General features: G+C 72.7%; 25 protein-coding genes and 1 pseudogene. 15 read left to right on the forward strand and 11 right to left on the reverse strand.

Translation table 11 applies throughout. The features are described from left to right. Positions 1-195: 195 nt before the first annotated feature. From ACGFQC_RS22975 to ACGFQC_RS22985, 3 genes are all read right to left on the reverse strand, one after another. Positions 196-744, reverse strand: a complete 549-nt coding sequence (locus ACGFQC_RS22975; RefSeq protein ID WP_363086748.1) for a hypothetical protein — start codon at positions 742-744, stop codon at positions 196-198. A 164-nt stretch (positions 745-908) separates the two neighbouring features. Beyond that, positions 909-2,033 (reverse strand): peptidoglycan bridge formation glycyltransferase FemA/FemB family protein, encoded by a 1,125-nt coding sequence (locus ACGFQC_RS22980; protein ID WP_363086749.1) that lies wholly within the window; start codon positions 2,031-2,033, stop codon positions 909-911. Between the two features lie 314 nt (positions 2,034-2,347). Then, the gene (locus ACGFQC_RS22985; protein ID WP_363086750.1) at positions 2,348-5,365 is read right to left on the reverse strand and encodes an FAD-linked oxidase C-terminal domain-containing protein; all 3,018 of its coding nucleotides are present in this window, start codon (positions 5,363-5,365) and stop codon (positions 2,348-2,350) included. 283 nt (positions 5,366-5,648) lie between these two features. On the opposite strand from ACGFQC_RS22985, the gene ACGFQC_RS22990 reads away from it, so the two are divergent. The 7 genes from ACGFQC_RS22990 (at position 5,649) to serC (ending at position 12,796) form a co-directional block, all read left to right on the forward strand. Continuing rightward, positions 5,649-7,733 carry an ATP-binding protein gene (locus ACGFQC_RS22990; RefSeq protein ID WP_363086751.1) on the forward strand — a complete coding sequence of 695 codons (2,085 nt, stop codon included), beginning with the start codon at positions 5,649-5,651 and terminating at the stop codon, positions 7,731-7,733. Beyond that, complete coding sequence (locus tag ACGFQC_RS22995) at positions 7,730-8,137, forward strand: roadblock/LC7 domain-containing protein (protein ID WP_363086752.1); 408 nt, start codon at positions 7,730-7,732, stop codon at positions 8,135-8,137. Before ACGFQC_RS22990 ends, ACGFQC_RS22995 begins: the two co-directional genes overlap by 4 nt. Next, entirely contained in the window at positions 8,134-8,481 is a 348-nt protein-coding gene (locus tag ACGFQC_RS23000) for a DUF742 domain-containing protein (protein WP_363086753.1), read from the forward strand. Before ACGFQC_RS22995 ends, ACGFQC_RS23000 begins: the two co-directional genes overlap by 4 nt. Beyond that, positions 8,462-9,100 carry an ATP/GTP-binding protein gene (locus tag ACGFQC_RS23005; RefSeq protein WP_363086754.1) on the forward strand — a complete coding sequence of 213 codons (639 nt, stop codon included), beginning with the start codon at positions 8,462-8,464 and terminating at the stop codon, positions 9,098-9,100. The genes ACGFQC_RS23000 and ACGFQC_RS23005 overlap by 20 nt, the downstream gene beginning before the upstream one ends. Then, positions 9,097-10,326: a cytochrome P450 gene (locus ACGFQC_RS23010; RefSeq protein ID WP_363086755.1), complete on the forward strand. Its 1,230-nt coding sequence runs from the start codon at positions 9,097-9,099 to the stop codon at positions 10,324-10,326. The genes ACGFQC_RS23005 and ACGFQC_RS23010 overlap by 4 nt, the downstream gene beginning before the upstream one ends. Next, positions 10,323-11,570 carry a cytochrome P450 gene (locus tag ACGFQC_RS23015; protein ID WP_363086756.1) on the forward strand — a complete coding sequence of 416 codons (1,248 nt, stop codon included), beginning with the start codon at positions 10,323-10,325 and terminating at the stop codon, positions 11,568-11,570. The genes ACGFQC_RS23010 and ACGFQC_RS23015 overlap by 4 nt, the downstream gene beginning before the upstream one ends. A gap of 107 nt (positions 11,571-11,677) precedes the next feature. After that, positions 11,678-12,796, forward strand: a complete 1,119-nt coding sequence (gene serC / locus ACGFQC_RS23020; RefSeq protein WP_363086757.1) for a phosphoserine transaminase — start codon at positions 11,678-11,680, stop codon at positions 12,794-12,796. Positions 12,797-13,123: 327 nt separating this feature from the next. Here the strand turns inward: serC and ACGFQC_RS23025 are convergent, their stop codons facing one another. The 3 genes from ACGFQC_RS23025 to ACGFQC_RS23035 form a co-directional block, all read right to left on the reverse strand. Next, a complete protein-coding gene (locus tag ACGFQC_RS23025) occupies positions 13,124-13,414 on the reverse strand; it encodes a hypothetical protein (protein ID WP_363086758.1) in 291 nt (96 codons plus the stop codon). A gap of 100 nt (positions 13,415-13,514) precedes the next feature. Beyond that, complete coding sequence (locus ACGFQC_RS23030) at positions 13,515-13,676, reverse strand: hypothetical protein (protein WP_363086759.1); 162 nt, start codon at positions 13,674-13,676, stop codon at positions 13,515-13,517. A 320-nt stretch (positions 13,677-13,996) separates the two neighbouring features. Further along, complete coding sequence (locus ACGFQC_RS23035) at positions 13,997-14,230, reverse strand: hypothetical protein (RefSeq protein WP_363086760.1); 234 nt, start codon at positions 14,228-14,230, stop codon at positions 13,997-13,999. Between the two features lie 215 nt (positions 14,231-14,445). Between ACGFQC_RS23035 and ACGFQC_RS23040 the strand changes: the two genes are divergently transcribed. Next, positions 14,446-15,276 (forward strand): glycoside hydrolase domain-containing protein, encoded by an 831-nt coding sequence (locus tag ACGFQC_RS23040; RefSeq protein ID WP_363086761.1) that lies wholly within the window; start codon positions 14,446-14,448, stop codon positions 15,274-15,276. 481 nt (positions 15,277-15,757) lie between these two features. Here ACGFQC_RS23040 and ACGFQC_RS23045 read toward each other — a convergent pair whose 3' ends face one another. Further along, on the reverse strand, positions 15,758-16,765 hold the full coding sequence (locus ACGFQC_RS23045) for a WYL domain-containing protein (protein ID WP_363086762.1): 1,008 nt from the start codon (positions 16,763-16,765) through the stop codon (positions 15,758-15,760). Positions 16,766-16,912: 147 nt separating this feature from the next. Between ACGFQC_RS23045 and ACGFQC_RS23050 the strand changes: the two genes are divergently transcribed. From ACGFQC_RS23050 to ACGFQC_RS23060, 3 genes and pseudogenes are all read left to right on the forward strand, one after another. Continuing rightward, on the forward strand, positions 16,913-17,335 hold the full coding sequence (locus ACGFQC_RS23050) for a VOC family protein (RefSeq protein WP_363086763.1): 423 nt from the start codon (positions 16,913-16,915) through the stop codon (positions 17,333-17,335). Positions 17,336-17,554: 219 nt separating this feature from the next. Then, complete coding sequence (locus ACGFQC_RS23055) at positions 17,555-18,649, forward strand: winged helix DNA-binding domain-containing protein (RefSeq protein WP_363086764.1); 1,095 nt, start codon at positions 17,555-17,557, stop codon at positions 18,647-18,649. Then, positions 18,646-18,969: pseudogene (locus ACGFQC_RS23060) on the forward strand (Scr1 family TA system antitoxin-like transcriptional regulator); the annotation flags it as partial. The gene ACGFQC_RS23055 and the pseudogene ACGFQC_RS23060, both read left to right, overlap by 4 nt. Positions 18,970-19,032: 63 nt before the next feature. Here ACGFQC_RS23060 and ACGFQC_RS23065 read toward each other — a convergent pair. Together ACGFQC_RS23065 and ACGFQC_RS23070 are read right to left on the reverse strand one after the other, a co-directional pair. Continuing rightward, positions 19,033-19,212, reverse strand: coding sequence for a DUF397 domain-containing protein (locus tag ACGFQC_RS23065; RefSeq protein WP_363086765.1), 180 nt, complete (start codon positions 19,210-19,212; stop codon positions 19,033-19,035). After that, positions 19,209-20,078 carry a helix-turn-helix transcriptional regulator gene (locus ACGFQC_RS23070; protein ID WP_363086766.1) on the reverse strand — a complete coding sequence of 290 codons (870 nt, stop codon included), beginning with the start codon at positions 20,076-20,078 and terminating at the stop codon, positions 19,209-19,211. The genes ACGFQC_RS23065 and ACGFQC_RS23070 overlap by 4 nt, the downstream gene beginning before the upstream one ends. A gap of 138 nt (positions 20,079-20,216) precedes the next feature. On the opposite strand from ACGFQC_RS23070, the gene ACGFQC_RS23075 reads away from it, so the two are divergent. Further along, positions 20,217-20,651: an ATP-binding protein gene (locus ACGFQC_RS23075; protein WP_363086767.1), complete on the forward strand. Its 435-nt coding sequence runs from the start codon at positions 20,217-20,219 to the stop codon at positions 20,649-20,651. Between the two features lie 46 nt (positions 20,652-20,697). After that, positions 20,698-20,922: a hypothetical protein gene (locus tag ACGFQC_RS23080; protein ID WP_363086937.1), complete on the forward strand. Its 225-nt coding sequence runs from the start codon at positions 20,698-20,700 to the stop codon at positions 20,920-20,922. On the opposite strand, the gene ACGFQC_RS23085 is transcribed toward ACGFQC_RS23080, so the two are convergent. Next, positions 20,826-21,257 carry a cellulose binding domain-containing protein gene (locus ACGFQC_RS23085; protein WP_363086768.1) on the reverse strand — a complete coding sequence of 144 codons (432 nt, stop codon included), beginning with the start codon at positions 21,255-21,257 and terminating at the stop codon, positions 20,826-20,828. The two genes, ACGFQC_RS23080 and ACGFQC_RS23085, sit on opposite strands and share 97 nt — an antisense overlap. Continuing rightward, on the reverse strand, positions 21,143-22,180 hold the full coding sequence (locus ACGFQC_RS23090) for a serine aminopeptidase domain-containing protein (protein WP_363086769.1): 1,038 nt from the start codon (positions 22,178-22,180) through the stop codon (positions 21,143-21,145). Before ACGFQC_RS23090 ends, ACGFQC_RS23085 begins: the two co-directional genes overlap by 115 nt. 123 nt (positions 22,181-22,303) lie before the next feature. Here ACGFQC_RS23090 and ACGFQC_RS23095 point away from each other — a divergent pair, with 123 nt between their 5' ends. Both ACGFQC_RS23095 and ACGFQC_RS23100 read left to right on the forward strand, forming a co-directional pair. Further along, positions 22,304-22,975, forward strand: a complete 672-nt coding sequence (locus tag ACGFQC_RS23095) for a GNAT family N-acetyltransferase (RefSeq protein ID WP_393288575.1) — start codon at positions 22,304-22,306, stop codon at positions 22,973-22,975. Beyond that, positions 22,972-23,868: a PaaX family transcriptional regulator C-terminal domain-containing protein gene (locus ACGFQC_RS23100; RefSeq protein WP_363086770.1), complete on the forward strand. Its 897-nt coding sequence runs from the start codon at positions 22,972-22,974 to the stop codon at positions 23,866-23,868. Before ACGFQC_RS23095 ends, ACGFQC_RS23100 begins: the two co-directional genes overlap by 4 nt. Positions 23,869-24,160 lie beyond the last annotated feature (292 nt).

Raw genomic sequence — 24,160 nt, forward strand, 5'->3', positions numbered from 1 at the left:
CAGGGTAATGGACCACGTCAGGGGTGTGAAGGGGATTTGCCGCTGTCCACGGGGGCCGCGGGAGGCACGGCCGGGGCGCCGGACCCACCGCGGGAGCACGGGATCGCGAGAGGTGCGGCCCGGGCGCCGGACTCCCCGCAGGACGGGGTGCCGTCGTTTGCCGACGCTCAAGGCCGGCCCCCGGCCGCTGTCGGATCACCCCGCGAGTCGTTCCCGGGCGTACTCGCGCAGCTCGATCATCGGTTGCTCGGTCCGGTCGTCCAGGCGGCGGATGAGTGCGGAAGCGAGGTCGATGCAGCGAGTGGCCCCGGAGTCGAGGGCGCAATCGAGAGCGGCGCGGGCATCGGCCGCGGCAGCGGAGGCGTCGCGGTCATGAAGCGAGCCTTCGGCCCGGTAGGTCAGGAACACCGCTCTGGTGCGGGACCGGCATGGATCGAGCTCGCCCAGTCCGGAGTCGATCGCCCTGCCTGCGCGACCGGGGTCACCGAGGTCGAGCCAGCAGCGCCCGGCGTCGGCGTCGGCGTCCGCCATCGACATCCAGGACACCACGGGAGGTGTGTCCTGCGGGCGAATCCGGTCCAGCTCGGCCTCGGCGGACGCCAGGGCACGCCCGGTTCCCGTGTGATCCTGGAGCACGGCGCAAGCCCGTGCGCGGCGTACGTCGAGCAGGGAGCGGGCGGCCGGCGCACGGGTCCGGGAGCGGGCGTGTTCCAGCACTCTGATCGCGTCGGCGGGCCTGGACAACCAGGTTGCCTGGTATCCGAGGTCGGACAGTGCGACCGCGGCGAGATCGCGGTCCCCGGCCTGGTGCGCGGCGTGGACGGCAGCCTGCCAGTGGCGTTGGGCATCCGGCCGCCGCCTGAACTGATCGCCCGGTACCGCTACCAGGTCTGCCCGTCCCGCCGGCCTCAGCGGCGCGCCATGTACAGCTGCAGCGCCCGGTGGAGCACCCGGTTCAGCGGGAAGTCCCATTCGCCGAGGTACTCCACCGCCTCGCCGCCCGTGCCCACCTTGAAGCGGAGGAGGCCGAGGAGGTGGTTCGCGTCCTCCAGGGTGTCGGTGATGCCGCGCAGGTCGTAGACGGCGGCGCCCAGCTCGTGGGCGTCGCACATCATGCGCCACTGCAGGGCGTTGTTCGGCTGGACCTCCCGTCTGCGGGCGGTCGAGGCGCCGTAGGAGTACCAGACGTGCTCGCCGACGGTGATCATCGTGGCCGCGGCGAGGACCTCGCCGTCGTGGTGGGCGAGGTAGAGACGCATGCGGTCGGGGTGTTCGGCGTTGAGCGCGGTCCACATGCGCTGGAAGTAGGGCAGGGGGCGCGGGACGAAGCGGTCCCGTTCGGCGGTCTCGAGGTACAGGCCGTAGAAGACCGTCAGGTCCGTCAGGTCGCCGCGGACGACCTTGACGCCCGCCTTCTCCGCCTTCTTGATGTTGCGCCGCCACTGCTGGTTGAAGCCGCCCTGGATCTCCTCCGGCGACCGGCCGGCGTACGGGACCTGGAAGACGTACCGCGGCTGTCCGGCCGCGAAGCCGTCCTCGCCGCCCGGCTCGGTCTGCCGCCAGCCGGCGCCGCGCAGCCGTTCGACGACGGCGAGGGCGGGGGCCTCGGTGACGGTGGGCTCGGCGTCCCGCAGCCGCCGGGCGTCCGGATCGGCGATGGCGGCCTTCACGGCGTCGGCGCTCCAGCGGCGTACGACGACGGGCGGGCCCATCTTCACGGAGAACGCGCCCCGCGCCTTCAGGTGGGCGAGCATCGGGTCCAGCCAGCGCTCGACGAGGTCGGCCGCGAACCAGTCGACGACCGGTCCCTCGGGCAGGTACGCCAGGTACCTCTTCAGCTTCGGCAGCGGCCGCAGGAGCACCAGCCCCGTCCCCACCAGCGCCCCGCGCTCGTCGAACCAGCCGAGGCTCTCCGCCCGCCAGTCCGGCTTCACGTCCCCCCACGCGGGGGTCTGCAGGTGACTGGCAGAGGGGCGGCCCGCGACGAACGCCAGGTGCTCGGCGCGGGTGATCGACTGGACACGCAGGCTCATGAGCGGGCTCCTTCGACGGCTGTCCGGCCAGCGTAGGAGCCGACCGCGCCCGTACCGGGGACCGAGGGGCCCGGCGGGAGCGTGTCCGTCCACGCGTGCGTGCGACCACAAGCCGAAGTCCCCGTCCGTGCCGCGCAGCCGGTGTCCGTCCACACGCGTGTGCGACCACGCGCGTGTGCGCGTGCGGCGTCGTCGCCACGCCGGGAGCCGCCCCGGAACACCGTCGTGAAGGCGGCACCACCGCGACGGCGCCTTCAGCGTGACGGCGGCACCGCGGCCCGGGTCGGGCGGCGACGGGCGTCGCCTCCGCCCCTTCAGCGGTCCTCCCCCGGCTTCCCGGGCCGGTCCTCCGACCCCGTCGGCGGCTCTCCCGGCTCCCCCGGCCGTTCCTCCAGTCCCTCCGCCAGGACCTCCGCGAGGTGGCGCCCCCGCACGCCCGCCAGTTGTTCGAGCTGGGTGCGGCAGGAGAAGCCGTCCGTGAGGACGACCGCGTCCTGGCCGGCGTCCCGCACGGACGGCAGCAGCGTCTCCTCCGCGCAGGCCCGTGACACCTCGAAGTGGCCCTTCTCGAAGCCGAAGTCGCCGGCGAGTCCGCAGCAGCCGCCGCTCAGCTCGCCGCCGAGCCCGGCGGCCTCGCGCAGCCGCCGGTCGGCCGTGTCACCCAGGACAGCGTGCTGGTGGCAGTGGGTCTGGCCGACGACGGGACGGTCGAGACGGGGCGGCCGCCAGTGGGGGGCGTGCCGTTCCAGGACCTCGGCGAAGGTGAGGACGTGGGCGGCGAGGCGGGCCGCGCGCGGGTCGTCGTGCAGCAGCTCGGGCAGGTCGCTGCGCAGGGCCGCGGCGCAGCTCGGCTCCAGCACGACGACCGGCACGTCCGCCGCCAGCACCGGCTCCATCAGGTCGAGGGTGCGCCGCAGCACCACGCGCGCGTGGTCGAGCTGCCCGGTGGAGACGTACGTCAGTCCGCAGCAGACCCGCGCGCGGCGGGCCGTCAGCAGGGCCGCCGCGCTCCTGGACCGCCCGTCGCCCACCGGCCGTCCCCGCATCCGCAGGGTCGGCGGCAGCTCCACCCGCAGCCCGGCCGCCTCCAGCACCCTGACGGCCGCCCGCCCGACCGAGGGCGAGAAGTGCTCGGTGAAGGTGTCGGGCCACAGGACCACGAGGGGACCGGAAGCACCGAGGGGACCGGAGCCGCCCGCGGGCGCCCTCCCCCGCCACCACCGGCTGAACGTCTCGCGGGCCGGCCGCGGGAGGTCCCGCTCCGCGGCGATCCCCCCGATCCGTTTCGCGACCCGCGCCAACGGCCCCACCGCCGTCAGCGCGCCGACGAGCGACGCCGTGCGCGTACGGCTCACCCAGCGCAGCCAGAGGGGCAGGCGCCCCATGAGGTAGTGGGCGGCCGGGCGGCGGCGGCCGGCGTAGTGGTGGTGGAGGAACTCCGCCTTGTACGTGGCCATGTCGACCTCGACCGGGCAGTCCGAGCGGCAGCCCTTGCAGGAGAGGCAGAGGTCGAGCGCCTCGCGCACCTCCTCCGACCGCCAGCCGTCGGTGACCACCTCGCCGGCGAGCATCTCGTGCAGCAGCCGGGCCCGCCCGCGCGTGGAGTGCCGTTCCTCTCCGGTGGCCCGGTAGGAGGGGCACATCACGGCGGGCCCGGACGCCGTCGCCGTACGGCATTTGGCGACGCCCACGCAGCGGCGGACCGCGGCGGTGAAGTCGCCGCCGTCGCCGGGGTAGCCGAAGGCCACGTCGACGGGCTCGCGGGGCAGCACGGCGAAGCGCAGGTGGGAGTCGAGCGGGGCGGGGCGGACCAGCATCCCGGGGTTGAGGAGGTCGTCGGGGTCCCAGACGGCCTTCGCCCGCTCGAAGAGGGCGACCATCTCCCCGCCGTACATCCGCGGCAGCAGCTCGGCGCGCGCCTGCCCGTCGCCGTGCTCCCCGGACAGCGAGCCGCCGTGCGCCACGACCAGGTCGGCCAGTTCCTCCGAGAAACGGCGGAACCGGCCGACGCCCGCCGCGGTGAGCAGGTCGAAGTCGATGCGGACGTGGATGCAGCCGTCCCCGAAGTGCCCGTACGGCGCGCCGCGCAGGCCGTGCGCGGTCAGCAGGGCGCGGAAGTCCCGCAGGTACGCGCCGAGCCGGGCCGGCGGCACCGCGCAGTCCTCCCAGCCGGGCCAGGCCTCCGTCCCTCTCCCAGCCCCAGGGGGCTGGGAGGTGCCCCCAGGCATCCGGGTGGCCGTACCGCTGGCGTCCTCCCGGATCCGCCACAGGGCGCGCTGCCCGGCGGCGTCCGTCACCACGAGCGTGTCCACGGCGTCGGCCGCCCGCGCGACCGCCTCGGCACGCGCGCGTGCCTCGCCGGGCGACCCGCCGCCCGTCTCCACGAACAGCCACGCCCCGCCGCGCGGCAGTCCCGCCGCCGACGGCACCAGGTCGGCGGCCATGCCCTCGACCGTCAGCGGCCGCCCCCCGCTCCCGGCCGCGCCCGAGCGGGGGGACGAGCGTGCCACCAGAGCGGCCGCGGCCTCGGCGGCGGCGCCCTCGTCGGCGTAGCCGAGCACCGCGAGCGCGTGCGCGCGGGGCGCCTCGACGAGATCGACCACCGCCTCCGTGAGCACGGCCAGGGTGCCCTCGGAGCCGCAGAAGGACCGGGCGACGTCGGCGCCCCGCTCCGGCAGCAGGGCGTCCAGCGCGTATCCGGAGATACGGCGGGGCAGTTCGGGGAATCCGGTGCGCAGCCGCGCCCGCTCGTCCTCGGCGAGCGCCCGCAGTCCGTCCGGCGCGCCGGCCCATCCCGGGCCGAGCCGCAGGCGTCGCCCGCGCGCGGTGACGACGTCCAGCTCGCGCACGTTGTCCGCGGTCGTCCCCCAGGCGACCGAGTGGGCGCCGCAGGAGTTGTTGCCGATCATCCCGCCGAGCGTGCAGCGGCTGTGCGTGGACGGGTCGGGTCCGAAGCGCAGTCCGTGCGGGGCGGCGGCCTCCTGGAGGCGGTCCAGCACCAGACCGGGCTGGACGACGGCCGTACGGGCGTCGGCGTCCAGGCGGACGAGCCGGTTCAGGTGGCGGGTGAAGTCCAGCACCACACCGGTGCCGGTCGCCTGCCCGGCGACGGACGTCCCCCCGCCGCGCGCCACGACCGGCACGCCGTGCGCCCGGCACACCTCCAGTGCCGCCGCCACGTCGTCGGCGTCGCGGGGCGCGACCACGCCCAGGGGGACGCGCCGGTAGTTGGACGCGTCCATGGTGACCAGTGCCCGGGAGGTGACGTCGAAGGCCACCTCGCCGCGCACGGCGGCCCGCAGCGCGGCCCGCAGTTCCGCGATCTCGGTCATCCCCTCAGGATGCCCCCGGAAACCGGTTCCCTCCCCGGGTGGGAGCGCGCACACGGGCACACGCGGCCCGCCTGCGGGCACGGTCTTCACCTCCTGGGCACACCATTTACCAAGAAAGCGTTCGGACCCTTCCCAAACTGATCACTAACTTGCATATAGTGACCGCCAGTTGCGAGCAGGTGACGGCTCTCTCCAGCAGATGCCGGTTTACCTCATGGAACCGCCCGAGGGTTTGCCCGAATTTTCCGGTGGCCGCCCGAGGACCCGAACGAGGACTCGACTGATGACCGCCCCCGCTCTCCCCGGTGACCGCCCCACCATGCGCAACCTGCTGCCCGTCTTCCTGTTCACCGCCGCCCTCGCCGCGGCCGCGGTCGCCGTCGCCGTCGTCCTCGCGCCGGCTTCCGCGCGCGGGCCGCTGGCACTGTCCGGAACGGTGGCCGGCCTGCTGCTCTGCGCGGCCGTCACCGCGGCCGCGCACGGCAGGCAGACGGCGCGTACGGCCCGCGCCCGGCTGGCGTCCGCCAACCAGGACCTCAGCAGGCTGTTCCAGGAACGTGCCCGGCTGGGTGAGGACTCCCGCCGTCAGCACGAACGGCTGGCCGGGGACCTGGCCCGGGAGCAGGCCCGGCTGGCGGCCGAACTGGAGCGGGAACGCGCCCTGCACGCCGAGGCCCTCGCCGCCGAGCACGACCGCCGCACCGCCGAGCACACGGCCGAACTGACCCGGTTCGCCGAGGAGCACGCGGCGGAACTGGCCAGGCTCACCGAGGAGCACGCCGCCGAGCGGGCCCGGCTCACCGCCGAGCACAGCGCGCAGGTGGCCCGCCTCGGCGAGGAGCGGGACCGGCTCACCGACGGCAACGCGCGGCTCGCCGCCCGGCTGCGCGAGGCCACCAGCGCGCGGGCCGCCGCCCTCTCCGCCACCGCCAACGCCGCGGGACGCATGCAGGCCCTGGCCACCAGCATGCTCGCCGACCTGCGCGCGATGGAGGAGAAGCACGCCGACGAGGAGGTCCTCGCCGACCTCCTCCACCTCGACCACCGCACCGCCCAGGCCGGCCGGCTCGCCGACTCGGTCGCCGTCCTGACCGGCGCCCGGTCCGGCCGCCGCTGGGCCCGGCCCATCGCCATGGAGTCGATCCTGCGCGGTGCCATGGGCCGGATCGGCGGCTACCAGCGCGTGCGCGTCCACTCCGCCAGCGACACCGCCGTCGCCGGGCACGCCGCCGAGGGCGTCATGCACGCGCTCGCCGAACTCCTCGACAACGCGGCCAACTTCTCGCCGCCGACCGCCGAGGTCCACGTGTACGTGGAGGAGGTGCCGGCCGGGGTCATCGTGTCCGTCGAGGACAGCGGCCTCGTCATGAGCGAGGCCCAGCTCCGGCGCGCCGAGGCCGCGGTCTCGGGCGAGACGGCCGGCATCGGCGGCCTCACCGGCACCCGCCTCGGCCTCGCCGTCGTGGGCCGGCTGGCACGGCGGTACGGCATGAAGGTCTCCTACCGCCCCTCGGCGCGCGGCGGCACGGGCGTGCTGATGCTCATCCCGCAGGACATCCTCGTGTCCCAGGACGGCACGCCCAGCACCCCCGCCGTGCCCGCCACGCCCGCCGTGGCCGCCCCGTCGGTCACTCCGGCCGCCCCGGCCCGGCCCGCCCCGGCCCCCGCACCGCCCACCGGCCCCGTCCCGGCCCCCAGGTCCGCCCCCGACGCCTCCGACCGGCTTCCCCGGCGCGGCGGCGCCCGCCCGGCCGCGGCACCTGCCGCCGCGACGGACGCCGCGCAGCCCGTCCCCCCGGCCGACTACGCCGCCGCACTGGCCGCCGCCGGATCCCCGGACCCCGAACCGCTGCCCCGGCACGAGTCCGCGGACCGGGACGGCAGCCGCACCCCGGACGCGGCGGCGCTCGGACTGCCCCGCCGCCGGCGCGGCCGCACCCTCGCCGAGGCCGAGCGCGCCCGGTCCGGCAGCCGTGCCGCGACGCCGCGCCCCGCCCCCACGGCCGAGGAGACCCGGGCCCGCGCCTCCCGCTTCAGCGACTTCCGCCAGGCCGTACGCGGCTCCGCGCCCACACCGCCCCAGGACCCGGCCGGTCCCCCGACCATCGGGAGCACCGCCGGCCCCGTGGCCACTGCGGACGCCCCGGACGCCTCGCGCACCCCTGCCGGACCCGTGGCCGCCCCGGAGGCGGAGGGAGCCCCGCACGCCACCGCGGCCCCGCACGCCACCGCGGCCCCGGACGCGCGGGACACCACCGTCGCCCCGGACGCCACCCCGCCCGGCCCGGGCGACGACACCACCCCCGAACCCACCACCCCCCGCTCCCCGCACGCGCAGAACCACCTGGAAGGCGACCCCACCTCATGACCGGCACGACGACCGCCGACGAGAAGCTCACCTGGCTGATAGAGGGCCTGCTGACGCGCACGCCGGGCACTCGGCACGCGCTCGTGCTGTCCCGTGACGGCCTGAAGCTGTGCCGTACGCCCGAGCTGTCCAACGACCAGGCCGACCAGCTCGCGGCGATCGCCGCCGGCATCCAGTCGCTGTCGCACGGCGCGTCCGTGGAGTTCGGGGACGGCAGCGGAGGCGTCCGGTCGGCGATGACCGAGTTCTACGGGGGCGTGCTGTTCATCGTGGAGGCCGGTGAGGGCGCGCACCTGGCCGTCGTCACCACGGAGGACGCCGACCCCGGCCTCGTCGGCCACAACATGAGCGAACTGGTCGAGCAGCTCGGGGAGCACCTGACCGCCCCGCCGCGCAGCTCATGAGCCGGCCCGGCAGGGACGACGCGCCGGACCGGCTGTACACGCTCACGGGCGGACGCAGCCGGCCCGGCCCGGACAGTCCCTTCGACCTGGTGACCCTGGTCGTCGCCGAGTGCGACCCGACTCCGGGCATGCAGTCGGAGCACTCGGCGATCCTGCGGATGACCGACCGTCCCACCGCGGTCGTCGAGATCGCGGCGGAGCTGGGGCTGCCGGTGAGCATCACCCGGATCCTGCTGTCCGACCTGCTCGCCTCGGGCCGGGTCAGTGCCCGTCACCCCCGCAAGGCAGCCGTACTCGACCCCGACATTCTGGAGCAGGTGCTCGTTGGACTCCGCAACCTCTGAGACGCGCACGCCACTTGGCGCGTCGGCCGACAACGGCCTCAAGATCGTGGTCGTGGGCGGCTTCGGCGCCGGCAAGACGACGATGGTCCGCTCGGTCAGCGAGATCCGTCCCCTCAACACCGAGGAGACGATGACCCAGGCCGGCGAGGCCGTGGACGACCTGAGCGGCGTGCGCGGCAAGACCGCGACCACCGTCGCCTTCGACTTCGGCCGCATCACCCTCGACGCGCACAACGTGCTGTACCTGTTCGGCGCGCCCGGCCAGGAGCGGTTCTGGTTCCTGTGGGACCGGCTGTTCTCCGGGACGCTGGGCGCGGTCGTGCTCGTCGACACCCGGCGGATCGACGACTCCTGGTACGCCATCGACCGCCTGGAGAAGCACGGCACGCCGTTCATCGTGGCCTGCAACGACTTCGGCGGCCCGGCCTTCGCCCCGGAGCAGGTCCGCGAGGCCCTCGACCTCGACCCGCACGTGCCGCTGGTCACCTGCGACGCGCGGTCCCGGGCGTCCAGCAAGCTGGTGCTGATCTCCCTGGTGGAACACATCCAGGCCCTGTACGCCGACTCCGTCTCCTCTCCCGCTCCCGCCGCCCCCGCCTTCCCCCAGGAGCTGGTGTGACCACCGCCCCCGCCCCCGTCCCCCTCAGCGGCGCCCTGCTCCAGGACGACCCGACCCGGGTGTACCGGGAGATGCGGCGCGAGCACGGTCCCGTCGTACCGGTGCTGCTGGACGGCGACGTACCGGCCTGGCTGGTGCTCGGCTACCGCGAACTGCACCAGGTCACCGGTGATCCGGTGCTCTTCAGCCGTGACTCCGAGCTGTGGGGCCAGTGGGACGCCATCCCCGACGACTGGCCGCTGCTGCCGATGATCGGCCGCAAGCAGGCGTCGATCCTCTACACGGTCGGCGAGCGGCACCGCGAACGGGCCGCGATGCTCGGCAACGCGCTGGAGGCGGTCGACGCGTTCGAACTGCGCCGGTACGCGGAGAAGTTCGCCGACGAGCTGATCGACGGCATCTGCCCGCGCGGCCGGGCCGACATCGTCGGCGAGTACGCGATGCTGCTGCCGGTGCGGGTGCTGGCCCGCCTCTACGGCTTCACCGACGACGAGGGCCCGGCCCTGGTCACCGCGCTCAACGACATGATCGACGGCCGGGAGCGGGCCCTGGCGGGCCAGACCCACCTGTTCACGTCGATGACGCGGCTGGTGGCCGACCGGACGGAGGCCCCGGCCGACGACGTGGTCTCGCGGATGCTCGCCGACCCCTCCGGGTTCACCGGCGACGAGATCGCCCAGGACCTGATGGTGATGATGGCGGCCGGCCACCAGCCGACCGCCGACTGGATCGGCAACTCGCTGCGGCTGATGCTGACGGACAGCCGGTTCGCGGCTTCCCTGTTCGGCGGCCGCAACAGCGTCGCCGAGGCCATGAACGAGGTGCTGTGGGAGGACGCCCCCACCCAGAACGTCGCCGGCCGCTGGGCCTCCCGCGACACCCATCTGGGCGGGCGCCGCGTCCGCGCGGGCGACCTGCTGCTGCTCGGCCTCCAGGGCGCCAACTCCGATCCCCAGGTGCGCACCGACGGCTCGGCGCTGACCGGCGGCAACAGCGCGCACTTCTCCTTCGGCCACGGCGAGCACCGCTGCCCGTTCCCGGCGCAGGAGATCGCCGAGGTCATCGCGCGGACGGCCATCGAGGTCGTCCTGGACCGGCTGCCGGACATCGACCTCGCCGTGCCCGCCGACTCGCTGACCCGCCGTCCGTCGCCGTGGCTGCGCGGCCTGACGGAACTGCCGGTGACGTTCACCCCCACCCCCGCCCTTGGAGGCACGCTCTCATGACGGCTGCTACGGACGCGCCGAACGGTACGGAGCACAAACGGATCGCCCTGGACCCCTTCGTCGCCGACCTGGACGGGGAGAGCGCCGCGCTGCGGGCCGCCGGTCCGCTCGCCGCGGTGGAGCTGCCGGGCGGCGTGCCGGTGTGGGCGGTCACCCGCCACGCCGAGGCGAAGCGGCTGCTGACCGACCCCAGGATCGTCAAGGACATCAACGTCTGGGGTGCCTGGCAGCGCGGTGAGATCGCCCCCGACTGGCCGCTGATCGGGCTGGCCAACCCGGGCCGGTCCATGCTGACGGTGGACGGCGCGGACCACCGCCGGCTGCGCACGCTGGTCGCGCAGGCGCTCACGCCCCGGCGGGTGGAGCGGATGCGTGACCGGATCACCGAGCTGACCGGGGGCCTGCTCGACCGGCTCGCGGAGCTGCCTGCCGGTCCGGTGGACCTGAAGGCCGAGTTCGCCTACCCGCTGCCCATGTACGTGGTCGCGGACCTGATGGGGCTCGCGGAGGAGCGGCTGCCGCGGCTGAAGGAGCTGTTCGAGAAGTTCTTCTCGACGCAGACCCCGCCGGCCGAGGTCGTGGCGACGCTGACCGAGCTGGCCGGCATCATGGCGGCGACGGTCGCCGAGAAGCGTGAGAACCCCGGCGACGACCTGACGTCCGCGCTGACAGCGGCGTCCGAGGACGGCGACCGCCTCACCGACGCCGAGATCGTCTCCACGCTCCAGCTGATGGTCGCGGCCGGCCACGAGACGACGATCTCGCTGATCGTCAACGCCGTCGTCAACCTCTCCCTCCACCCCGACCAGCGGGCGCTGGTCCTGTCCGGCGAGGCGGACTGGTCGGCGGTGGTGGAGGAGACCCTGCGCTACGCCACCCCCACCTCCCACGTCCTGATCCGCTTCGCCACCGAGGACGTACCGGTCGGGGACAGGATCCTGCCGGCCGGGGACGCGCTGATCGTGTCGTACGCCGCGATCGGCCGCGACGAGGAGGCGCACGGCCCGTCGGCGGGCGTCTTCGACATCACCCGCGACACGGCCAACCGTCACATCGCCTTCGGCCACGGCCCGCACGTCTGCCCCGGCGCGGCGCTGTCCCGCCTGGAGGCGGGCGTGGCGCTGCCCGCCCTCTACGCGCGTTTCCCCGCCCTGGACCTGGCGGTCCCGGCGTCGGAGCTGCGCAACAAGCCGGTGGTGACGCAGAACGACCTGTACGAGCTGCCGGTGAACCTGCACGGCTGAGCCGTCCGGTGCGGGGGAAAAAACGGACCCCCCGCACCTCCCCCTCGGTGTCTCAGCGGCCGGACGACGTTTCGCCCCGGTTTCACGGAGCCGCTAGGCTCCCGCTCGTGGCTGAGATCCAGATTCCCGCTGACATCAAGCCCGCCGACGGTCGTTTCGGCGCGGGCCCCTCCAAGGTGCGGACGGAAGCGCTGGACGCGCTGGCCGCGACCGGCACGTCCCTGCTGGGCACCTCCCACCGCCAGGCTCCCGTGAAGAACCTGGTCGGCCAGGTGCGCGAGGGCATCTCCCAGCTGTTCCGGCTCCCCGAGGGCTACGAGGTGGTCCTCGGCAACGGCGGCTCCACCGCCTTCTGGGACATCGCGACGCACGGCCTGATCGAGAACAAGTCGCAGCACCTGACCTTCGGCGAGTTCAGCTCCAAGTTCGCCAAGGCCGCCAAGCTGGCGCCGTGGCTGGCCGAGCCGACGGTCGTCTCCTCCGACCCGGGCACGCACCCCGACCCGCGGGCCGAGGCCGGCGTCGACGTGTACGCCTTCACGCACAACGAGACCTCCACGGGCGTCGCCGCCCCCATCAAGCGGGTGGCGGGCGCCGACGAGGGCGCGCTGGTCCTGGTGGACGCCACCTCGGGCGCGGGCGGCCTGCCGGTCGACATCGCCGAGACGGACGTCTACTACTTCGCCCCGCAGAAGTCCTTCGCCTCCGACGGCGGCCTGTGGATCGGCGTGTTCTCCCCGGCCGCGATCGAGCGCGCGGAGCGGATCCACGCGTCCGGCCGCCACGTCCCGGAGTTCTTCTCGCTCCCCACGGCGATCGACAACTCCCGCAAGAACCAGACGTACAACACCCCGGCGCTGGCCACCCTCTTCCTGCTGAACCAGCAGCTGGAGTGGATCAACGGCCAGGGCGGCCTGGACTGGTCGACGGCCCGCACGAAGGACTCCTCGACCCGCCTGTACGCGTGGGCGGAGGAGTCCAAGCACGCGAGCCCCTTCGTCGCCGACCCGGCCAAGCGCTCCCAGGTCATCGGCACGATCGACTTCACCGACGAGGTCGACGCGGCGACCGTCGCCAAGGTCCTGCGCGCCAACGGCGTCGTCGACACCGAGCCCTACCGCAAGCTCGGCCGCAACCAGCTCCGCGTCGCCATGTTCCCGGCGATCGACCCGGCGGACGTCGAGGCCCTCACGAAGTGCGTCGACTATGTGATCGAGCAGCTGTAACAACTTCCCGCAGTACGACGGTGAGGGGCGCCCGGTGGGTCACCGGGCGCCCCCCGCCGTACGGAGACCACGAAGGCTCGGGGTGCCGTTTCCGCCCGGACGATCAGGGTGCCGACGTGGCCGGGCACCGGAGCGTCGAGCACCTGCGCTTCGGCCGGGACGAACCCGGCCCGCGTCAACAGGAGCTCCCGGACGCCCGGGCGGTTCAGCGGCTGTCGGGAAAGGCGTCAGTGCCGCTTCTCCCGCCGAACCCGGCCGGTCGTCAACCGGGCGTGCTGCCGCGGAGCGGCGATCGATTACTCCAGGACGGTGTGAACCGTCATGGGTTCAGTCCCTTCCGCCGTGGGAGACCGGGACCCACGGTGCTTCGCTTCCGAAGCGCTTGCGGAAAACCGTGCCGGGCATCGCGAACGCCACTTCCATTGCGCCACGGTCGACGCTGTTGCGGGCGGGGCGTTTGGGAACCTTCCGGTACCCGCACGCACGTATGAGGTCGACGGCCGATTTCCAACTATCCGTGGCCACCACCACCTCGTCGACGGCATCGCAGGCGTTGCTCGCATCGGCCAGGACCGCATAAGCGATCACCGTGTCCTCGATCGTGACCTTGGCGCTCATTCCATTCATTTTCCACTCCGGCCGGTGACGGTGGGGCCGCAGCACGGGCCCGCCTCCACGCCGGGAGACGACTTGTGTCGGTTGGCTCGCTCCTCCTCCCTCACCGGGCGGACCTGACGCTCTGAATTCCGTCGACCATGAGGATGCCACCCAGCGCGACAGCGATGACCGAATACGGCAACTCGGATATGACATCGGTGAGATAACAGACCAGGAGCGCTGACCCCATGGCAATCTTGAAACCGTTGAACAGGTACTTCATGTCCTGAATCCCTTACGTAGGTCCGGTAGGGAGCGGGACGGTGTCGAAGCCAGCCCGTCCCTTCATCTTCTGTCAACAAGTCAGTTCAAGGTCCGCCACCAGCGCATGTTGCTGCAGGAGCGCCGGCCTACGTACGCCTTGAGTCGAGGTTGCCGCCGTAGCCGGGGGCGCTGGGGAGAGACCGGCTCGTCGCCGGGTCGTACAGCGCACACCCATCGGCGTCAGGCCGGTGAGGATCTCGGCGGAACGCTGCTTACCACCCAGCGAGTTGTGACGAGTTGCCGCCTGGACCGCCCTCCGGTTGCCGCACTCGTCCGAGTTCAGGACGGCGGGGGCCTTGCCGGCGTCCAGCGGCAGCCGGGGGCCACGTCGCCGTCGATGGTGGCGGTGAGTTGCGGGACGGTGTCGCCGGTCCTGTCCGTGGTCGCGACGAGGTCGTTGGCGTGGTGGCCGACGGTGCCGCCACCGGGCAGGGCGGTGGCGCGGCCGAACGCGTCGTAGGTGTAGCCGGTGCAGCCGATGCAGGCGGCACCGATCCGTCCGCGTCGTACCACGACAGAACCGCCCTCCGCAGTGGCGAAAAGGTATGCCCGGGAGCCAACCGGTCTCAGAACTTGGATAAAGTGCGGAACGCTCCGGACATCGGAGCCATGCCGCGTAGTTGCTGGCGCCGCCGAGCGCTGCAGTCACGCCACTGTGCGCCCGCAAGCGCAAGTCCCCGCAGGCGCACCAGTTGCGGCCGAGGGCCGCTATCCGAATGGGGTGGGAATTGTCCAGTCACCGGCTGTCCAGAAAAGGCCGCTACATAGCCTGGTCGACCGCGGGCGTCGTGGTCGTGGCCGGGGCCGGGATCGCCGCGCAGACGTCGATGGCGGCCACCACCTGGCCCGCCCAGAAGACGTACACCGGCCGCGCCTTCGACACCTGCACCGCGCCCTCCCTGTCCGCGATGAAGGCCTGGAAGAGCGACGGCTTCTACGGCGCCGCCGCCGTGTACATCGGCGGCAAGAACCGCGGCTGCACCCAGGCCAACCTCACCGCGTCCTGGGTGAAGTCGGTCAACGCGGCCGGCTGGAAGCTCATCCCGCTCTACGTCGGCGCCCAGCCGCCCTGCCAGACCAGCAGGAACCCGGAGAGGTTCACCGCCACCACAGCAGCCGCCGTGGGCAAGAGCAACGCCGAGGACGCCGTCGCCAAGGCCGCCGCGCTCGGCATGAAGGCCGGCAGCCCCATCTACCTCAACATGGAGTCGTACGACATCACGAACAAGGCGTGCAACGACGCCACCCTGACGTACGTGCGCTCCTTCACCAAGACCCTGCGCGCCAAGACATACCGCGCCGGGCTCTACGGCTTCAGCAGCTCCAGCGCCAAGGCGATCGCCACCGCGACGAACAGGACGGACCTGCCGGGCAACCTCTGGTACGCCCTGTGGGACAAGAAGAACACCACCACCACCGACTGGCCCTGGGACCCCAAGCTGTACACGAACCACAGCCGCGGCCACCAGTACATGGTCAACAGCAAGGAGACCCGCGGCGGTCACACGATCACCGTGGACCGCAACGCCTGGGACGCCCCGGTCGCCCTCGTGGGCTGACCTCCCCGTACGGGTGCGGGCGCGGCAGTGCCGTTACGGGTGCGCGAATCGGGGATTTCGCGCACCCGGGTCGCCATGTTCCCGGCGATCGACCCGGCGGACGTCGAAGCCCTCACGAAGTGCGTCGACCACGTCATCGAGCAGCTGTAACGACTCCCGGCAGTACGACGGCGAGGGGCGCCCGGTGGCTCACCGGGCGCCCCTCGCCGTACGGAGACCACGAAGGCTCGGGGTGCCGGACGACACCACGAGCCGGAAGCACACCGTCCAGCCCCGCGGCACCGAGACGATCGCAGGCCGTTCGCAGGCTGGACCGCCCGCTCGGCCCTCGTCGTACTCCCGTGGGAAACCGGACGCGCCACCTGGGACTGCTGCATGATCAGGTGTCACCGAGCCCTGCAGCAGTCCCGATCGCGTGTATCCGGGCGTCGGGCCGGCCCCGGAGGTTCGGAGGGCTTGAGCGGCGTGGTGAGTTCCGTTCTCACCGCGCCGGGCCGGTCTCTGGTCTTGTGGTGCGTGCGGCGTGGGCGTAACGGGCGGCGAGGTCCTTGAACGCGGCGGCCAGTTGGGGCGGGCCGATGACGTCGATATCGGTGTCGAAGCGTCCGATGTCGGTGGCGAGTCCGGTCCACGACCAGGAGCCGAGGGTGAGTCGGCAGTGGTGGGAGCCGAGTTCCTCGATGATTCCGTCCTGGGCGAAGGGTGCGACGTCGGCGGCCGGGAGGCGGAGGACGACTTCGCCCTGGCACGGCCAGTCGGTGGTGGTGCCGTCGTTGCCGCGGAACCGGCTGGTGATGAAGGTGGAGACGTCCCCGCCGGGAAGTTCACGCGGGGCGAAGCGGGGGCCGGTGGGTGTGCGGGGCCGGATGCGGTCGACGCGGAAGGTACGCCAGTCCTCGCGATGGAGGTCCCAGGCCACGAGGTACCAGCGATGACGCCAGGTGACCAGGTGGTGGGGTTGCACCCGGCGGGGGTTGTCGGCCGGGGTGCTCGAACTCGGAGCGTAGTCGAAGCGCAGTTCCTCGCGGGCGTGGACGACGCGGCTCAGTTCCATCAGGACCTGAGCCTCGACCCGGGGGGTGTCACGAGCCGCGGGCGGCTGGACAGCGGTGACTCGCAGCAGGTCGATGCGGTGGCGCAGGCGGGGTGGCATGACCTGGCGGAGGGTGGCCAAGGCGCGGGAGGCGTCTTCGGCGACGGTGGTGCCGGCGGCCGCGGTCTGCAGCGCGACGGCCAGGGCGACGGCCTGGCCGTCGTCGAACAGGAGGGGCGGCATGTGCGTGCCGGCCTCCAGCCGGTAGCCGCCGGCCGGTCCTTTGACGGTGGTGATCGGGTAGCCGAGTTCGCGCAGGCGGTCGATGTCACGGCGCACGGTGCGCGAGGTGATGTCGAGACGTCCCGCGAGAGCCTCGCCGGACCAGTCACGGTGTGTCTGAAGCAGCGAGAGCAGCGCGAGCAACCGTGAGGACGTTTTATGCACGACACCCATCTCCTTGCAGTACCGGACACATCCTGTCCTCTACCTCCGCCATCGTGGCATACGAGCCGTTCGGGAGGCACCTCTCCTGGTCACGGCAGCCGCCACTGGACTTGGACGGTCGGCGGCGTATTCGTCACATGAGGCAAGGAGCAGGTCATGTCCGTCACGACCACCACCCACCTGAACTTCCGGGGCACTGCACGTGAGGCGCTGGACTTCTACCGGTCCGTCTTCGGCGGACGTACGGTCGCGGTCACCTACAAGGACGCGGGCGCCGTGCAGGACGAGAACGAGGCGGACTGGGTGATGTGGGGCGAGGTGGCCGGCGACAACGGCTTCCATGTCATGGCCTACGACGTTCCCTCGCAGCTGCCCTGGAACCAGGGCGAGAATCCGTTCTTCGTCTCCGTGCGTGGCGACGACGCCGAGGAGATCAGTGCCCTGTGGGGCAAGCTCGCCGAGGGCTCGAGCATCGTGCGTCCGCTGGAGCCTGCGCAGTGGGCACCGCTTTACGGCATGCTCACCGACCGCTTCGGCATCACCTGGGTCCTGGACGTCACCGCCGCTTACAACGGCTGACCCGGCCGACCGGCCTGACACGCCTGCGCCGTCCGGGCCGCCGCAGCGATACGGGCGGCCCGGACGGCGCAGGCGCCGAACAACGTACGGCAGCGGAAGGAAGGCAAGACACCGTGATAAACCGACATCGGCCCTCTGGGCGTCTCCTTCACCCCTCCCTCACCCACACGGATCTGCGCCGACGCCCGTCCCACGAGCGAGCCGACGCGTGAGGATGCCATGACCGTCCTTGACGCCCGTGCCCTCAACCGCGCCACCCTCGCCCGCCAGCACCTGCTCAAGCGCAGCGACACATCCGTGCCGGAGGCAGTGGCTCATCTCTGCGGCCTGCAGGCGCAGGACCCCCAGGAACCCTTCACCGGGCTGTGGTCCCGCCTGTCCGACTTCAAGCCTCGGCAACTGGACGACGCGCTGACCGGCCGCGTAGTGGTGCGCACCCATCTGATGCGCCGCACCGTCCACCTCGTCACCGCCGACGACGCGCTCACCTGGCGAGCCCGCCACGACACCATGCTGCGCCAGCGAGTGCTGGGGACCTACCGGCGCGAACTGGCCGGCATCGACGTGGACGAGGTCGCCGCCGCCGGCCGCGCGGTCATGGCAGATCAGCAGCCCCGCACCATGACCGAGCTCGTGCAGGCTCTCGAAGACCGCTGGCCCGGTCCACCACGCCGGGTCCTGGGCGAGCTGCTCGTCGCAGCCCTCATCCCCATGGCCCAACTCCCGCCCCGCGGCCTGTGGCACCAGACCGCCGGCGTACGCAACCTGCCGTTGAGCACCTGGCTGGAACGGGACATCGACCCCCTGCCCTCCGATGGCAGTGATCCTGTCGGACAGCAACTGCTGCACCGCTACCTCGCCGCATTCGGGCCCGCCGCCAGCGCGGACCTACGTGCCTGGTGCGGCCTCGCCGGCCTTCCCACCGCCGTCAGAGCCGCCCGAGAGGAACTCGTCGTCTTCCGTGACGAACGCGGCCGCGAACTGCTCGACCTGCCCGACGCACCCCGCCCCCACCCCGACACCCCCGCCCCCGTCCGGTTCCTCCCGGCTTTCGACAACGCCGTCCTCGGCTACCACGACCGCAGCCGGATCATCGACGCCCCCCACCTAGGTCTGTCCGTCGCGGGCCATCGCACCGTCCTTGTCGACGGACGCGTCACCGCCACCTGGGCCGTGCGCGACCACCGACTCCGCATCAGCTCCCTGCGCCCCCTCACCGCCCTGGAACGAGAAGCCGTCTACACCGAAGCCCGGGACCTGACCACCTTCCTGGACAACGACATCGAGCACATCCAACTCGACACCGGAAACTGACGGCCACTCACTCCGGTTCCCGACGTGACGGGACCACCGGCAGGACGTACCGGATCCCGATGTGGGAAGCCGCCCCGCACACGCCGGTGTGCCCACCTCCGGTACCGGCCGCCCAGCTCGACCGGCTCACGAGCGCCATGGGCCCGGACGCGGTGGAACTCGGCGTCGTGCCGTTGGCAGCCGCCCTCAAGATCTGTCCGGGCAACGGTTTCCGGATCCACGACGAACGGCGGGTGGTCATCGGGGACTGGCACACCGAGCCGTGGCCGGACGATACCGACACCGTCGCGACGTACCTACGGGTGTGGAACACGCTGAGAGAATCCGCAGTGATCAACGCGGCGCGGCAGAGACCGCCCGAGGCCGCCACGGGTGACCGACACCTACGCGAACTGGCCCACGAACGCCCGCCAGCTCGGGCCGGAGACGGCGATCCGCGGACCGTCCTGCCGCTTGCTGTCCCGGACGGCGCGGCCGTCGGCAGCGGTAGCGGCCACTTCCACGCAGTTGCTCTCCTGCCCCGAGTAGGAGGACTTCCGGAACGGGCCTATGACCTCGATCATGACATGTCTTCCTTGAGGGTCCGCAGTGCGCTTCGGATAAGACTGGCGCTCGCCTCCGGGGCCAGTGCGGACGATCGTAGTAGGTCATATGTATTGGCGTAAGCCGCCAGATCCTCGGGGTCCTCAAGGACGGATGCACCCCTCAGGTTCTCCAGTGTCACCGCCTCGACGGTCGGCTCCGAGTCGAAGCTGAACGTGGAGAAAGCCGAACTCGCAGCCGCCAGGAGTCCCGCTCTGAAGGGCAGCACCTGAATCGTGACGTTCTTCCGCTTCCCGGCTTCGAGGATCGCGGAGAGCTGCTCCCCGTGCACCTCGACGTCCACCAGCGGATGGGCGACGACCGCCTCCCACACGATGGCGGTGTACGTCGCGCCGCCTTCCCCGATCTTCGCCTGACGGCTCTCCCGGACCTTCACCAACTGGGTGATCCGCTCAGGAGAGACGTAGTTGGGCCCCTCGGTGGTGACCGCCTCCGCGTAGGCCGGAGTCTGCAGCAGACCAGGCACCAACACCGGCTGCCACTCACGGATGTGGGTGGCGTCGTCCTCCAGCGCGATGTGGTCGAGGTAGTCGGGCCGCAGGTGCGCCGCGTGCTCCAGCCACCAGCCCCGCTTCTTCGAGTGCTTGGCCAACTCCTCGAGTTTGGAACGCACTTCAGGGTCCGTGACGCCGTACGCATCCAGCAGCAGCCGCACTTCGATGACGCGCGCGGTGACGTGGCCGCTCTCCAGACGGCTGACCCTGGCCTGGCTCGCCGCGATGATCTCCGCGGCCTGCGGCTGGTCGAGCTTGGCGGCGTGCCGGTACTGCCGGAGTGCCGTACCCAGACGCCTGCTGCGTACGGTCGGCCGTCCCCCTGCGGGCATGGGCTCTCCCCTCTCCGGCCGCAACGATGCCACACACGTCATCACCTCCGGGATCCCATCACTCGATCGAGTGCACAACTGCATGCATTCACTGAAGAAGGTTGTGGGCGTATCGGATACGTCCGTAGCTTCGCCCCCATGTCACCGACGGAAACCTTCCGCATCCCCCGGCACCGACGGCACGTCCCCGACGCCCGCCGACGCGTCCGCAAGGTCCTCGCCGACTGGGGCGTCACCACCCAACTCGCGGACTCGGTCACCCTCCTGGCCAACGAACTCGTCACCAACGCCGTGACCCACTGCCGCGTCTCCGACGCCCGGGTCGAGGTCACGCTCACCCGCCACGGGACCGACCTGGTCCTGGAGGTCGCGGACCCCGACCGGGACCGGCTCCCCCGGCTCCACCACTCCGGCCCGGACGAGGAACGCGGGCGCGGCCTTGCGCTCGTCGTGGCGCTGGCCGATGCCTGGGGGTGCCGGCAGGAGCCGTACACGAAACGCGTGTGGGCCCGGTTCTCGCCGGCGGAGGCGGCGGACGTAGCGGCGAGGGAACGTGTTCCGGCTGCTCCGTGACGCGGTCGCCCGCCTGTCCACCCGGCGGCGACCCACCGAACCCCTCATGAGCGATCTCGCGCGGGAGGTCCGCTCCCCCGACCCCTACGTCTGGCGGTTGCCGAACCCCCACGACGCCCGCTGGCGCCGCTGGTCCAAGCGCTCCCGCGCCACCGGCCGTCACCTGCCCTTCCCTCACGGCGAGACCTGCTGGGCGACCCCGCCTCCGCCCGCACAGCCGTCCTGGCGGACCGGCGAGGACGTGGTGCGCCCGTACGTCCTCGGACCGTGACGCCTTTCAGGCCGCCGTACAGCTCGCCTTTGGCACGCCCCCGTCCCCGGTGTCCCGCCGAAGCCGAAGCTCGTCGAACCGCCCGCCGCGAGCGCCCCGTTGTGGGCGGCGTTCGTCACGGTGACCGTCGAGCCGGCCCGGGTGACCTTCACGTCGGTGTTGAAGCCACCGCCCCGGTCTCCCGCCGCGATGTCACGTCCCTCGTCGCTCCGGAGGGGAGTCACGGCGCCTCCCCGACGACGGGTCGCCGCTGGACGAACCGGGCCTGGTCCGCGAGGAACCCGTCGGTGTACAGCTGCCGGGGCGCGAGGACGGCGGTCAGCGTCAGGCGCCACTCGGAGCTCTCCAGGTCGTGGTCGACCAGGGAGTGGGTGGCGTCCGCATAGCGGGCGACGGTCAGGGACTCCGCGGGCAGGACCTCGCGGTAGACGGCCTCGGTGTCGGCGACGTCCACGTTGACGTCGTGACCCGCCAGCACCAGCAGGACCGGAGTGCCGCGCATGGCGCGCAGGTCGGCGGTCGCGTCCGAGCGGTAGTTCCTGGCGACGAACGCCCACCGCGCGCTCGTCATGCCCTTCACGTCCCCGACGGCGGCCCGGTACTCGGCGAAGGACGCCCCCCGGTCCAGCAGGCGCAGGGTGGTCTCCCGGCGGCGCAGCGCCGCGTTCGTCCGCTCGGCGCCGGCGCCGTCCCGCTCCAGTTCGGCGACGAGGTTGAAGCGGCCCTGCCGCAGCCAGTTGACGGCCGGGGAGACGGCGATGACGAACTGCAACCGCCGGTCTCTCGCGGCGACCTCGGGCAGGACCCAGCCCGCCTGGCTCGCCCCCCAGAGCCCGACGCGCCGGCCGTCGACGTCGGGGCGGCTCCGGGCCCACCGCACGGCGGCCAGTGTCTCGTCGGCCCGGTCCGTCATGCTCTGGTCCAGCCAGTCCCCCTCCGATTCCCCGACGCCCGGCTTGCTGAACGACAGCGAGGCGTACCCCGCGCGGGCGAAGGACTCCCACAGCGGCCGGTAGAACGTCTCGTGCGTCGCGTCGACCGGCCCGTCGCCGTGGACGAAGACGACCAGCCCGAACGGCCCGTCACCCGTCTCGGGCAGGGCGAGCACGCCCTGGAGGACCTTCCCGTCGTGCCGGAGCGAGACCTTCTCCTCCCGCAGCGCGTACGTGTTCTGCCACACCACGACCCCGGTGAGTCCGGCGGCCGCCAGCAGCACCCCCACCAGCGTCCACACCGTCCGGCGCCACCCGCGTCGCATCCGCCCACCCCGTGTCCGGAACATCCCGACCCCCATATCGTTCGTTGCAAAAACGCTCGTTCTGAGAATGAACGTATTACTATCATTCATGCAAGGTGGTCCTGTGGACGACGAAGGAGCGACGTGCGAAGGAGCGACGTGCGGACGACGGCGGACGATGCCCGGCACTCGGCGGGGAGTGGACCGGTGGTGCGCAGAGGCATCCCCGAGGGCAGCGAGGAACAGGTGGCGGCGCTGTACTGGGAGGCGTTCGGCCGCAAGCTGGCCCCGGCGCTCGGCCCACCCGGCACCGGGCGGGCGTTCATAGCGGATCACCTCCACCACGACCGGGGCGTCGTGGCGCTCGCCGACGGCAAAGTGGTCGGCGTGGCCGGCTACCGGCTCGGCGGCCGCGCCCTGACCGGCGGCGGTGTGCGGGACGTCCTGTCCGCCTACGGCTGCTTCCGCGGCCTGCCCCGGCTGGCGGTCCTCGCCCTGTTCGAACGCACCCCCGCCGCGGGCGAACTGGTCATGGACGGCATCGCCGTCGAGGCGGCGCACCGGGGCAAGGGCGTCGGCAGCCTCCTCCTGCGGGAGATCGGGGCCGTCGCCGCCGAACGGGGCTGCCGCCGGATCCGCCTGGACGTCATCGACGCCAACCCCCGCGCCAAGGCGCTCTACGAACGGCATGGCTTCACCGCCCACCACACCGAGCGGACCCCCTGGCTGCGTGGCCCGATGGGCTTCGGCGCGGTCACCACCATGCACCGCCCCGTCACCCCGGCGGACACGACGAACGAACGGACGACACGGTGAACAGCACCCCGGCCCCGGTCAAAAGCGCGGACGACGGGCCGGAGATCCCCACCCGGCTGCTCGTGCACGCCCTGGTCCGCGAGGACGGCACCGTCGACGCCGGCGAGTTGTACACCGTCGCCGGCCTGCTCGGCATGAGCGACCAGCAGATCAGGCTGTGCGTCAGACGCCTCGTCGCCGAAGGCCGGTTCACCCAGGAAGGACGCGGCCGGAAAGCCACCCTCCGTGCCGTGGCCGACGTCACCGGATCCCTGGCACCCGACGCGGCCCACGTCCGCCACGCCTACCGGCAGGACGCCGGACTCGCCCCCTGGGACGGCACCTGGCACCTGTTCGCCTTCGCCGTCCCCGAATCACGCCGGACCGCCCGCGACACCCTGCGCGAGCACCTGCGCCACCTCGGCGCCGCATCCCTCCACAGCGGCCTGTACGTCACCGCCAACCCCGTCGCCGAACTCGTCGAAGCCCAGGCCCGCGATCTCGGCGTCCTCCACGCCCTCACCCGACTGACCACCACCGACCTGCGGATCGGCGACACCACCGAACCCCGCGCACTGGCCGCCGCACTGTGGCCCCTCGCCGAGATCGCCCAGCAGCACGAAGACCTCGCCGCCTTCGCCGAAGCACGCCTGGCGCGGCTCACCGAGGGGCCGCGTGCGCAGGACGCCGAGCGGCTCACCATGGCCGTCGAGCTCGCCGCTCGATTCACCGCGGCGATGGAGCCCGACCCGCTCCTGCCGCCGCAGCTCCTCCCCCAGCCATGGCCCGGAACCCGTGCCCGCCGCCTGGCCGCCGACTGCTGGGAGCGCCTGCGCGAAGCCCCGCCGACAGGGCAGGCCTCCGCCCCCCGCCTGTTCACGCTCTACGCCGACGCACTGCGCCCGGCAGAGTGACCGGCCTCCACCACCGCCTGCGCGAACCGCCGCAGGACCGCCCGCCGGCTCCGACCGGAGACGGCGATCAGCGGACCGTCCTGCCGCCTGCTGCCACGGACGGCGCGATCGTGGCGGTCGCGGCGGTCGAAACGACCCATGACCGTGGTCGCCCTTCCCGCCGTGGGGGGGGGGGGGGGGGGGGGGGGGGGGGGCGGGCCGCGCCCCCGCGGGGGGGGGGGGCCCCCCCCCCCCCCCCCCCCCCCCCCCCCCCCCCCCCCGCGGGGGGGCGGGGGCCCCCCGCGGGGCCGCC

This window comes from Streptomyces sp. NPDC048734 (assembly GCF_043198675.1).
GTDB lineage: Bacteria > Actinomycetota > Actinomycetes > Streptomycetales > Streptomycetaceae > Streptomyces.

Coding starts and splice junctions, on each gene's coding strand:
- ACGFQC_RS22985 (WP_363086750.1), bottom strand. CDS start 5,365: ATGACCGAGATCGCGGAACTGCGGGCCGCGCTGCGGGCCGCCGTGCGC.
- ACGFQC_RS23050 (WP_363086763.1), top strand. CDS start 16,913: ATGTCCGTCACGACCACCACCCACCTGAACTTCCGGGGCACTGCACGT.
- ACGFQC_RS22980 (WP_363086749.1), bottom strand. CDS start 2,033: ATGAGCCTGCGTGTCCAGTCGATCACCCGCGCCGAGCACCTGGCGTTC.
- ACGFQC_RS23000 (WP_363086753.1), top strand. CDS start 8,134: ATGAGCCGGCCCGGCAGGGACGACGCGCCGGACCGGCTGTACACGCTC.
- ACGFQC_RS23090 (WP_363086769.1), bottom strand. CDS start 22,180: ATGCGACGCGGGTGGCGCCGGACGGTGTGGACGCTGGTGGGGGTGCTG.
- ACGFQC_RS23055 (WP_363086764.1), top strand. CDS start 17,555: ATGACCGTCCTTGACGCCCGTGCCCTCAACCGCGCCACCCTCGCCCGC.
- ACGFQC_RS23080 (WP_363086937.1), top strand. CDS start 20,698: ATGAGCGATCTCGCGCGGGAGGTCCGCTCCCCCGACCCCTACGTCTGG.
- ACGFQC_RS23030 (WP_363086759.1), bottom strand. CDS start 13,676: ATGAAGTACCTGTTCAACGGTTTCAAGATTGCCATGGGGTCAGCGCTC.
- ACGFQC_RS23065 (WP_363086765.1), bottom strand. CDS start 19,212: ATGATCGAGGTCATAGGCCCGTTCCGGAAGTCCTCCTACTCGGGGCAG.
- ACGFQC_RS22995 (WP_363086752.1), top strand. CDS start 7,730: ATGACCGGCACGACGACCGCCGACGAGAAGCTCACCTGGCTGATAGAG.
- ACGFQC_RS23015 (WP_363086756.1), top strand. CDS start 10,323: ATGACGGCTGCTACGGACGCGCCGAACGGTACGGAGCACAAACGGATC.
- ACGFQC_RS22990 (WP_363086751.1), top strand. CDS start 5,649: ATGACCGCCCCCGCTCTCCCCGGTGACCGCCCCACCATGCGCAACCTG.
- ACGFQC_RS23025 (WP_363086758.1), bottom strand. CDS start 13,414: ATGAGCGCCAAGGTCACGATCGAGGACACGGTGATCGCTTATGCGGTC.
- ACGFQC_RS23045 (WP_363086762.1), bottom strand. CDS start 16,765: ATGGGTGTCGTGCATAAAACGTCCTCACGGTTGCTCGCGCTGCTCTCG.
- ACGFQC_RS23070 (WP_363086766.1), bottom strand. CDS start 20,078: ATGCCCGCAGGGGGACGGCCGACCGTACGCAGCAGGCGTCTGGGTACG.
- ACGFQC_RS23075 (WP_363086767.1), top strand. CDS start 20,217: ATGTCACCGACGGAAACCTTCCGCATCCCCCGGCACCGACGGCACGTC.